Source organism: Peterkaempfera griseoplana (genome assembly GCF_001418575.1).
Lineage (GTDB): Bacteria > Actinomycetota > Actinomycetes > Streptomycetales > Streptomycetaceae > Peterkaempfera > Peterkaempfera griseoplana.
In genome coordinates this window covers 1-10,162 of record NZ_LIQR01000009.1, presented here as the reverse complement: position 1 = coordinate 10,162, position 10,162 = coordinate 1, and the positions used below count along the sequence as shown (strand labels likewise).

Below are 10,162 nucleotides of genomic sequence, written 5' to 3'. Positions count from 1 at the left end.
CCCCCGGCCGGGGGGAATGCGCTGGACCCGCCGGGTGTTGACACCGTACGATGGGCGTGCGCCGGAGGCCTGCGAAGGCCCCCGGAGCTCTTTGAAAAAAACACATGGGGGTGATCGGTTTCGACTGGGGATGTCGAAACAGGGGAAGCGAGCCGAGGAACGCGGCAATGATCTCGTTAACCATCTGCCGCAAAAAAATAATCGCCAACTCTAAGCGCGATTCCTTCGCGCTCGCTGCCTGATCAGCGAGTAACGAAGGTGTCAGACCGGGTGTGTTCCCGCCCCGGATCCTGGCATCAGCTAGGGAACTCACCGCTCTACCCGGTCGCGGGGTAGTTCGGGACATCAAACAGTGACTGAGCCCGTCGGCAGCTTGTCTGCGTGACTGCCGGGGCTGAGAAAAGCACAGCAGACTGCGCTCGGAGAAGCCCTGAATCAACTCCACAGGACCCGGGTTCGATTCCCGGCACCTCCACCACACCCATGTACGCGACGGCCGTCATCCGCACCGGATGGCGGCCGTTTCGTGTGCCCGGCCCCCCGCGGCCGGCGGGCTCACACGGCGCGTCCACAGTGCGTGAGTGGACGGTTCCGCAGGTGTCACACGCAGCCATGAGCCCGAAACCGCCGACTTCTAGCGTCAGGGAATCGAGACAACACCAGGACGCACACGGGAGACGCTGATGACCACGGGCACGGGCACGACGGCGGTGCGCCGCGGCGGCCGCTGGATCCAGGAGTGGGACCCGGAGGACGAGGCCTTCTGGGAGCGCACCGGACGCCGTACCGCCAACCGCAACCTGCTCTTCTCGGTCCTCTCCGAGCACATCGGGTTCTCCATCTGGAGCCTCTGGTCGGTGATGGTGCTCTTCATGGGGCCCGCCTACCACATCGACCCGGCCGGGAAGTTCTTCCTGGTGGCGATGCCGACCCTGGTGGGCGCCTTCGTCCGGATCCCCTACACCTTCGCGGTGGCCCGCTACGGCGGGCGCAACTGGACGGTGGTCTCGGCGCTGCTCCTGCTGCTGCCGACCGGAGCGGCCTGGCTGGTGATGGAGCCCGGCACCTCCTACACCACCTTCATGCTGGTGGGCGCGCTCACCGGGCTGGGCGGCGGCAACTTCGCCTCCTCCATGACCAACATCAACGCCTTCTTCCCGCTCCGCCGCAAGGGCTGGGCGCTGGGCCTCAACGCGGGCGGCGGCAACATCGGCGTCCCGGTGATCCAGCTGGTCACGCTGGCGGTGATCTCCGCGGCAGGCGCCGGGCACCCCCGGATCGTGCTGGGCATCTACATCCCGCTGATCGTGGTCGCCGCCACCTGCGCCGTGCTCTTCATGGACAACCTGGCGCCGATGCGCTCCGACACCGGCGCCTTCCGCGAGGTGGTGCGGGAGAAGCACACCTGGGTGATGGCGGCGCTCTACGTCGGCACCTTCGGGTCCTTCATCGGCTTCAGCTTCGCCTTCGGCCTGGTGCTGCAGAACCAGTTCGGCCGCACCCCGCTGCAGGCCGCCCAGCTCACCTTCATCGGCCCGCTGCTCGGCTCGCTGATCCGCCCCGTGGGCGGTCTGCTGGCCGACCGCTGGGGCGGCGCCCGGATCACCTTCTGGAACTTCGTGGCGATGGCGGTCTCCACCGGTGTGGTGCTCCGCGCCTCCTCGACCGGGTCGCTGGCCGTCTTCCTGGTGGGCTTCATCGGGCTCTTCGTCTTCTCCGGCCTGGGCAACGGCTCCACCTACAAGATGATCCCGGGGATCTTCCAGGCCAGGGCGCGGGCCCGCAGCCTGGCCGAGGGCCTCAGCGACCAGCAGGAGGCCGCCTGGGCCCGGCGGCTGTCCGGCGCGGCCATCGGGGTGATCGGCGCGGTGGGCGCCCTCGGCGGGCTCTTCATCAACCTCGCCTTCCGGCAGTCCTTCCTCAGCGCCAAGTCGGGCTCCCCGGCGTTCCTCTCCTTCCTGGCCGCCTACGCCCTCTGCTTCGCCCTCACCTGGGCGGTCTACCTGCGCCGCCCCGGCGGGGCGCAGACCGGCGCCACCGAGGCCGCCGACCCGGCCCGCGCCCTGGCGAAGGTCTGAGCGCGGCCCCCGGGCGTTCCCTGCCCCCGGCCCGTACGGCGTGCAGCCCACGCCGTACGGGCCGCCACCTGCGCCCCCCGTGAAACACCGGCGAAACCGCGGCGACCCGTCGACGACACCGCCGAGGGGGACCATTGCGCAGGCCCACTGTCGGAAGACCGCCGTTCCTGAGGCTCACGACCGCCGGGGACCTGGATCGATGGGAAAGACCCCATGCCTGGTCGCACACCGCCGCCGCCCTGTCCCGAGGACGTGGACGCGGCCGTCCCGCCGCTCGCGGGATTCACGGTGGGTGTCACCGCCGCCCGCCGGGCGGACGAACTCGCCGCCCTGCTGCACCGGCGCGGGGCCACGGTGCTGCGCGGACCGGCTCTGCAGATCGTGCCGCTGCCGGACGACGCCCAGCTGCTCGCCGCCACCCGGCAACTGGTCACCGACCCGCCGGAGATCGTGGTCGCCACCACCGGGATCGGCTTCCGCGGCTGGATCGAGGCCGCCGAGGGCTGGGGCCTCGGCGACGACCTGCTGGAGTGCCTGGCCAAGAGCCGGCTGCTGGCCCGCGGCCCCAAGGCCAAGGGCGCCATCCGGGCAGCCGGGCTGCGGGACGCGTGGTCCCCGCAGTCCGAGTCCTCGGTGGAGGTGCTGTCCCGGCTGCTGGAGGAGGGCGTCGACGGCCGGCGGATCGCCGTACAGCTGCACGGGACGCCGCTGCCGGACTTTGCCGAGTCACTGGGAGCGGCCGGGGCCGAGGTGGTCGCGGTGCCCGTCTACCGCTGGGAGCCGCCGGCCGACCCGGCGCCGCTGGACCGGCTGCTGGACGCCTGCTGCGCCGGAGCCCTGGACGCCGTCACCTTCACCAGCGCACCCGCGGCCATCGGCCTGCTCGACCGGGCCCGTACCCGGCATCTCACCGGTGAGCTGCTGCATGCGCTGCGCCGCGACGTGCTGGCGGTCTGCGTCGGCCCGGTGACCGCCGCGCCGCTGGACGAGCTGGACATCCCCGCCGTCCGGCCGGAGCGGATGCGGCTCGGCGCCATGGTGCAGACGCTGGCCGCCGAACTGCCCCAGCGCGCCCGCCGCTTCTCCGCCGCGGGACACCGGCTGGAGCTGCGCGGCCAGGCGGCGCTGGTCGACGACGAGCTGCGGCCCGTGCCGCCCGCCGGGATGGCGCTGCTGCGGGCCCTGGCGCGGCGGCCGGGCTGGGTGGTGCCCCGCGCCGAGCTGCTGCGCGCCCTGCCGGGCGCCGGCGGTGACGAGCACGCGGTGGAGACCGCGGTCGCCCGGCTGCGGGCGGCCCTGGGGGTGCCCCGCATCGTGGCCACCGTCGTCAAACGCGGCTACCGCCTGGCCATCGACCCGGTCGCGGACCCCGGCCACCCGGGGGAGCCGGGCGGCGGCAAGTACGCGGAGCCCGTCGTCACACTCTGAGCCCGGCCGCGGCCCCCGCGCGGTCAGCCGCCCGAGGCCAGCACCCGGCGGCGGTGGCGGGCGACCCGCTCCCGGTTGCCGCAGGCCGCGCCGGAGCACCAGCGCCGGCGGCGGCCGCGGGAGGTGTCCATGTACACCCGGTCGCACCCCTCCCGCTCACACCGCCGCAGCCGCGCCACCGCGGCCGGGTCCGCCAGCAGTTCGGCGGCGTCCCGCGCGACCGCGGAGAGCAGTGCGGCGCAGCAGGGCGGTCCGGCGAGCCGCCGTACGGGGGCGCCCTGCGGGCCGAGCGCCAGCCTGGGGGCGGGGGTGGGCGCCAGACAGAGGCCGTTGAGCGACTCCAGGTCCCCGGGGTCGGCGCGGCCGGCCAGCGCCGCCTGCACCAGACGTCCCAGCAGCGACCGCAGTCCGGCGAACCGCTCCACCCAGCGGGCGTCGACCGCGGAGGGCAGGTCACCGGGCGGCACCAGTCCGGCCCCCACCAGCCACCGGCCGAGCGCGGTGCCGCTGTCCAGCCGGTCGAGGGGACCGGGTGCGGTGGCGAGCAGGTCGAGGCAGGTCCGCCCGGTGTCGAACCGCAGCCCGTACGAAGGCGCCGCCATGGCTCATCGAGTCCTTCCCGCGCGTCCATGGGTCCTCCTCCAGCGTGCCTGACGGGAGCAGGACAGGGCCAGCGCCGGACCGGCCTGCCCACGTGCGGCCCTCCCGCGGCCCCGCTGCCGGGACGGGCGCGCCGCCCCGGCCGCAAAAGGCGTACGATCTTCTGTCCGCCGATTCCGCGGCAGCGGACGAACCGGAGGAATCCGGGTGCTCCGTGATTCGTTGGAATCCCGGCACGGAACCATCAGCCAGAACGCAGTACGTACGACAGGGGGCTCCTTGGGCGCGCACGGCACAGCCCGGCACACCACCACGGCGCAGGCCGCGGATTCGCACGAGACCGTCCGCGACCGCGAGATCGCGGAGGAGCAGCGGCACCTCGACGTGGTCTACCGGCGACTGGGGGAGAAGCTCGCCGAGGCCGAGTACATCCTGGAGGACGCCGCCAAGCGGGCCTCCGTGGGCACCCCCGGCGCGCTCGCCGAGCGCGACGCCCAGGTGTATCGCGCGGGCGCCCATCTGCACCGGCTCAACAGCGAGTTCGAGGACTTCCTCTTCGGCCGGATCGACCTCCAGCAGGCCGACCGCCCGGAGGAGCACGGCATCCCCTCCCAGACGCCGCTGGACCCCTCCGACCCCACCATCGCCGAGACACTGCACATCGGCCGCATCGGCGTGCTGGACGCGGAGTACGGACCGCTGGTGATCGACTGGCGGGCGCCCGCCGCGGCGCCGTTCTACCGCGCCACCCCGGTCGAGCCGGGCCGGGTGGTGCGCCGCCGGGTGATCCGCTCCAAGGGCCGCCGGGTGCTGGGCGTCGAGGACGACCTGCTCCGCCCCGACCTGCCGACCGACCTCGCGGTGGTCGGTGACGGGGCGCTGATGGCCGCCCTCGGCCGCGCCCGCTCGCACACCATGCGGGACATCGTCTCCTCCATCCAGAAGGAGCAGGACGAGGTCATCCGGGCCCCCGCCGCCGGCGCCACCCTGGTCACCGGCGGCCCCGGCACCGGCAAGACCGCCGTCGCCCTGCACCGCGCCGCCTATCTGCTCTACCAGGACCGCCGCCGCTACGCGGGCGGCATCCTGGTGGTCAGCCCCACCCCGCTGCTGGTCGCCTACACCGAGGGGGTGCTGCCCTCGCTGGGCGAGGAGGGCCAGGTCGCGATCCGCGCCGTGGGCGCCCTGGTCGACGGCGTGGAGGCGGACACCTACGACACCCCCGAGGTGGCCAGGATCAAGGGCTCCTCCAGGATGGTGCAGGTGCTGCGCCGCGCCGCCCGGGCCGCCCTGGACAGCCCCACCACCCCTGGTGAGCTGCGGATCGTCGCCGCCGGCGAGGTGCTGCGGCTGGACGCCGCCCGGCTCGGGGACCTGCGCCGCACCGTCCTCGGCGGCACCACCCCCATCAATCTGCTGCGTCCGCGCGCACGCCGGCTGCTGCTGGACGCCCTCTGGTCGGAGGCCGTGCGGCACCGGCCGCGCCCCGTGGACCGGGCCGAGCGCGAGCGGCGGCAGGAGGAGCGGGAGTCCTTCGACGAGTACGTCACCGACCTGGACGCCTTCCAGGACTTCCTGGCGGCCTGGTGGCCCGTGCTCACCCCGCAGCGGGTGCTGGCCGTGCTGCGCAGCGGCCGGGCGCTCGGCAGGGTCTCCCGCAGGGTGCTCGGCCCGGAGGAGGTCCGGCTGCTGGCGGCGTCCTGGCGCCGGCTGGACGACGACGGCCGGGGCCCGCTGTCCACGCACGACGTGGCGCTGGTGGACGAACTGACGCTGCTGCTGGGCGAACCGGCCCGGCCGCGGATCCGCGAGGTGGACCCCACCGACCAGCTCACCGGCCTGGACGAGGTCACCACCTACGCCGACCGGATGGGCCGCGACCGCGGCCGCCGTGAGGGACCGGTGGAGCGGACCGAGTACGCCCATGTGATCGTCGACGAGGCCCAGGACCTCACCCCGATGCAGTGGCGCATGATCGGCCGCAGGGCCCGCCAGGCGACCTGGACCATCGTCGGGGACCCGGCTCAGGCGTCCTGGCCCGATCCGGCCGAGGCCCAGGCGGCGATGGACGAGGTGCTGGGCGGCAAGCCCCGCCGCCGTCACACCCTCACCACCAACTACCGCAACCCGGCGGAGATCGCCGAGGTGGCCGCCCGGGTGCTGGCGCTGGCCGCCCCGGGCACCCCCTCCCCGGAGGCGGTCCGCTCCACCGGCGTCGCCCCGCGCTTCGCGGCGGCCCCGGACGCGGACGGCTACTTCGCGGAGGCGGCCCGCTCCGAGGTGGAGCGGCTGCTCGCGGAGGTGGAGGGGACGGTCGCGGTGGTGGTGCCGATGGAGCGGCGGACCGAGGCGGCCGGCTGGATCGCGGGCCTGGGCGACCGCGCGGTGGCGCTGGGCAGCCTGGAGGCCAAGGGGCTGGAGTACGACGCCACGGTGGTGGCCGACCCCACCGGCATCGCCGGGGAGTCCGAGGCGGGCCTGCGGGTGCTCTATGTCGCGCTCACCCGCGCCACCCAGCGGCTCACCGTGCTCTGCGGGCCCGACGACCTCCCGGACAGCGACGGGGTGCCGGCGCTGCTGCGCTGACCACAGGGGCCCCGCACGGAACCGGTGTTCGCCGTCCGTGCGGGGCGCCCGGCCAAGGCGCCGGGGCAAGACGAGAGGCCGGGTCCCTCCCGAGGGAGGGAACCGGCCTCTGCCAGGTCTGCGACACCGACCCGCCATGCTCGCCTCGCGGCAAGTGGTCGCTCGAAGCGACTAAGGTTGGGCCCGGGGGCTTGGATCGAGCCGGTGTCGTACCCAGACTAACCCATGGGTCCCGCAGACCATTCCCGTCGCGCGAGATTTCCTGCGCAACCCCCGTTCAGCGCACTACAGCGGCCGGACGTTCTCCGCCTGCGGGCCCTTCTGGCCCTGGGTGACGTCGAACTCGACCCGCTGTTCCTCCGCGAGTTCCCGGTACCCGCTGCCGGTGATCGCGCTGAAGTGGACGAAGACGTCCGGTCCACCGCCGTCCTGGGCGATGAAGCCGTAGCCCTTCTCCGCGTTGAACCACTTGACCTTGCCCTGCGCCATGTTGCTTCCCTGCCTTGCTGCGCTCAGCTGTGGCCGCCGCTGCGGCGGCCCCACCGTCGAGCTTAGGCGCCTGTGTACTCAATGGCCGTTATTTACGGCTACCCGCCAGTAGGTGGCAGCATCGGATGCCTGTACAGCACAGCCGGTGCAAGGCAAGTCAGCAGGGAAGAAGGACGTCAATGGCGACGGTGCCAAGTGTGTCGAACTCGATCACGGTGCGGCTGGAGGTGCCCGCCAGGGGCAACGCCGTCAGCATGATCACAACGGCTGTGGAGTCCTCGGGCGGGTCCGTCACCGGTCTGGACGTCACCGCCTCCGGCCATGAGCGGCTGCGGATCGACGTCACCGTCGCCGCCTCCTCGGTGGCGCACGGCGAGGAGATCGTCGAGAAGCTGCGGGCCATCGACGGCGTGGCCATCGGCAAGGTCTCCGACCGTACCTTCCTGATGCACCTCGGCGGCAAGATCGAGATGTCGGCCAAGCATCCCATCCGCAACCGTGACGACCTCTCGATGATCTACACCCCCGGTGTGGCCAGGGTCTGCATGGCCATCGCTGAGAACCCCGACGACGCCCGCCGGCTGACCATCAAGCGCAACACCGTCGCCGTGGTCACCGACGGCTCCGCGGTGCTGGGCCTGGGCAACATCGGCCCCAAGGCCGCGCTGCCGGTGATGGAGGGCAAGGCCGCCCTCTTCAAGCGGTTCGCGGGCATCGACGCCTGGCCGCTCTGCCTGGACACCCAGGACACCGACCAGATCGTCGAGATCGTCAAGGCGATCGCCCCCGGCTTCGCCGGCATCAACCTGGAGGACATCTCCGCCCCGCGCTGCTTCGAGATCGAGGCCCGGCTGCGCGAGGCGCTGGACATCCCCGTCTTCCACGACGACCAGCACGGCACCGCCATCGTGGTGCTGGCGGCGCTCACCAATGCGCTGCGGGTCGTGGGCAAGGAGTTCGGGCGGGTCCGGGTGGTGATGTCGGGGGCCGGCGCCGCGGGCACCGCCATCCTCAAGCTGCTGCTGGCTGCGGGTGTGCGGCACGCCGTGGTGGCGGACGTCCACGGCGTGGTCCACCCCTCCCGTACCGACCTGGCGCAGGCCCCCGAGGACAGCGCGCTGCGCTGGATCGCGGAGCACACCAACCCCGAGGGCGTCACCGGCACCCTCAAGGACGCGGTGCGCGGCGCGGACGTCTTCATCGGCGTCTCGGCACCCAACGTGCTGGACGGCGAGGACGTGGCCGCGATGGCCGAGGACGCGGTGGTCTTCGCGCTGGCCAACCCCGACCCCGAGGTCGACCCGGCGGTGGCCCGGCAGACCGCGGCGGTGGTGGCCACCGGCCGCAGCGACTTCCCCAACCAGATCAACAACGTGCTGGTCTTCCCCGGGGTCTTCCGCGGTCTGCTGGACGCTCAGAGCCGCAACGTCAACACGGAGATGATGCTGGCCGCCGCCCGGGCGCTGGCCGCCACGGTCCAGGAAGACCAGCTCAACGCCAACTACATCATCCCCAGCGTCTTCCACCCCGATGTGGCCAAGACCGTCGCCGCCGCGGTGCGGGAGGCCGCGCAGGCCACCGGCAGCGCACCGGCGCACACCCCGGCGGGGACGATCGGCATCACCGAGGGCGCCGACGGGGTCGCGCCGGCGCTCTGAGCCGCCCGGGCAGCTGTCCGGGGGCCTGCAGCCCTTGCGACACAAGGGCAGGGGCTTGTTTGGGGTTGTCGGTGCCAGGGCGTACGGTAGCCCTGCACCGGTGCGGCGTACCAGACAAGTACGGGAACATCCGACAACGTACGGAACGTCCGCCTTCGGTGCCCGGTGAGAGTCGGCCGTGTACGGACAGCGTGTCACCGCCCGGGCGGCGAGGCGCTGTTCGTGTGACCCTCCCGGGTGCTGGATTGGCTTTCTCGGTGCTGGTGGGGGCAGGATTCGTTCCCGGGCAGGCGGTAGACGCGGCTTGGGACAGCGGAGCCGGACCCCTGCCCGCCGCAACGTGCGAAACGGTGACCGGGCCGGGATCCCCTCCCGGGCCCCTGGGAACCGCGACGCGATCAGACCACAGGAGTACACATGAACCGCAGTGAGCTGGTGGCCGCGCTCTCCGAGCGCGCCGAGGTGACGCGCAAGGACGCGGACGCCGTCCTGGCCGCCTTCGCCGAGGTCGTTGGCGACATCGTCGCCAAGGGCGACGAGAAGGTCACCATCCCCGGCTTCCTGACCTTCGAGCGCACCCACCGCGCGGCGCGCACCGCCCGCAACCCGCAGACCGGCGACCCGATCCAGATCCCGGCCGGCTACAGCGTGAAGGTCTCCGCCGGCTCCAAGCTGAAGGCCTCCGCCTCCGGCAAGTGACCCGGCCGGGCCCGCGCCCTGCCGTACGCACCATCCCGGGGCCGGGGTGGGTGCGCTCCTCACGGAGCCGCCCGCCCCGGCCTCCGGCTTTCCCCGTTGCGTAGGAGTTCGCCGTGTAGGAGTTCCGGGGCGGCGGAGTCCCCGCTGCGTCGGGCCGATTCGTCAGGACATCAGGATCAACCACCCCGTGCGGGGTGATAATGGGCCCCCATCCCTGCGGACGCGGAGGCCCCGGATGCCCTCCCTCGCCGAGCTGATCAGCATCGACCGGACCAGCCCCGTGCCGCTGTACTTCCAGGTGGCGGCGCGGCTGGAGCAGCTGATCGCCACCGGTGAGCTGCCCCCCGGCACCCGGCTGGTGAACGAGATCGCCCTCGCCGGCGACCTGGGACTGTCCCGCCCCACCATGCGGCAGGCGATCCAGCACCTGGTGGATAGGGGGCTGCTGGTGCGCAAGCGCGGAGTGGGCACCCAGGTGGTGCACAGCAGGGTGCGCCGCCAGGTGGAGCTCACCAGCCTCCATGACGACCTGCTGCGCGCCGGCCGCCACCCCCGGACCAAGGTGCTCTCCCTGCGCTGCGAACCCGCGCCCGACCAGGCCGCGGCCGCGCTGCGACTGCGGCC

General features: G+C 73.0%; 8 protein-coding genes and 1 other RNA gene. 7 read left to right on the top strand and 2 right to left on the bottom strand.

Annotated features, from left to right (window positions below; genetic code table 11):
• Positions 1-106 precede the first annotated feature (106 nt).
• The 3 genes from ssrA (at position 107) to AOK09_RS00755 (ending at position 3,506) form a co-directional block, all read left to right on the top strand.
• Positions 107-478: a transfer-messenger RNA gene (ssrA, locus tag AOK09_RS36935) on the top strand.
• A 205-nt stretch (positions 479-683) separates the two neighbouring features.
• Positions 684-2,078 carry a nitrate/nitrite transporter gene (locus tag AOK09_RS00760; RefSeq protein WP_055585116.1) on the top strand — a complete coding sequence of 465 codons (1,395 nt, stop codon included), beginning with the start codon at positions 684-686 and terminating at the stop codon, positions 2,076-2,078.
• 213 nt (positions 2,079-2,291) lie between these two features.
• On the top strand, positions 2,292-3,506 hold the full coding sequence (locus AOK09_RS00755) for a uroporphyrinogen-III synthase (RefSeq protein WP_055585115.1): 1,215 nt from the start codon (positions 2,292-2,294) through the stop codon (positions 3,504-3,506).
• 23 nt (positions 3,507-3,529) lie between these two features.
• Here the strand turns inward: AOK09_RS00755 and AOK09_RS00750 are convergent, their stop codons facing one another.
• Positions 3,530-4,108 (bottom strand): CGNR zinc finger domain-containing protein, encoded by a 579-nt coding sequence (locus AOK09_RS00750; protein ID WP_055585114.1) that lies wholly within the window; start codon positions 4,106-4,108, stop codon positions 3,530-3,532.
• A gap of 277 nt (positions 4,109-4,385) precedes the next feature.
• Here AOK09_RS00750 and AOK09_RS00745 point away from each other — a divergent pair, with 277 nt between their 5' ends.
• A complete protein-coding gene (locus AOK09_RS00745) occupies positions 4,386-6,692 on the top strand; it encodes a HelD family protein (protein ID WP_055585113.1) in 2,307 nt (768 codons plus the stop codon).
• 285 nt (positions 6,693-6,977) lie between these two features.
• On the opposite strand, the gene AOK09_RS00740 is transcribed toward AOK09_RS00745, so the two are convergent.
• On the bottom strand, positions 6,978-7,181 hold the full coding sequence (locus tag AOK09_RS00740) for a cold-shock protein (RefSeq protein ID WP_055585112.1): 204 nt from the start codon (positions 7,179-7,181) through the stop codon (positions 6,978-6,980).
• Between the two features lie 179 nt (positions 7,182-7,360).
• On the opposite strand from AOK09_RS00740, the gene AOK09_RS00735 reads away from it, so the two are divergent.
• The 3 genes from AOK09_RS00735 to AOK09_RS00725 form a co-directional block, all read left to right on the top strand.
• Entirely contained in the window at positions 7,361-8,839 is a 1,479-nt protein-coding gene (locus AOK09_RS00735) for an NAD-dependent malic enzyme (RefSeq protein WP_055585111.1), read from the top strand.
• A gap of 417 nt (positions 8,840-9,256) precedes the next feature.
• Entirely contained in the window at positions 9,257-9,538 is a 282-nt protein-coding gene (locus AOK09_RS00730; RefSeq protein WP_055585110.1) for an HU family DNA-binding protein, read from the top strand.
• A 235-nt stretch (positions 9,539-9,773) separates the two neighbouring features.
• On the top strand, positions 9,774-10,162 hold a 389-nt coding region (locus tag AOK09_RS00725), incomplete at its 3' end, for a GntR family transcriptional regulator (protein WP_157875756.1).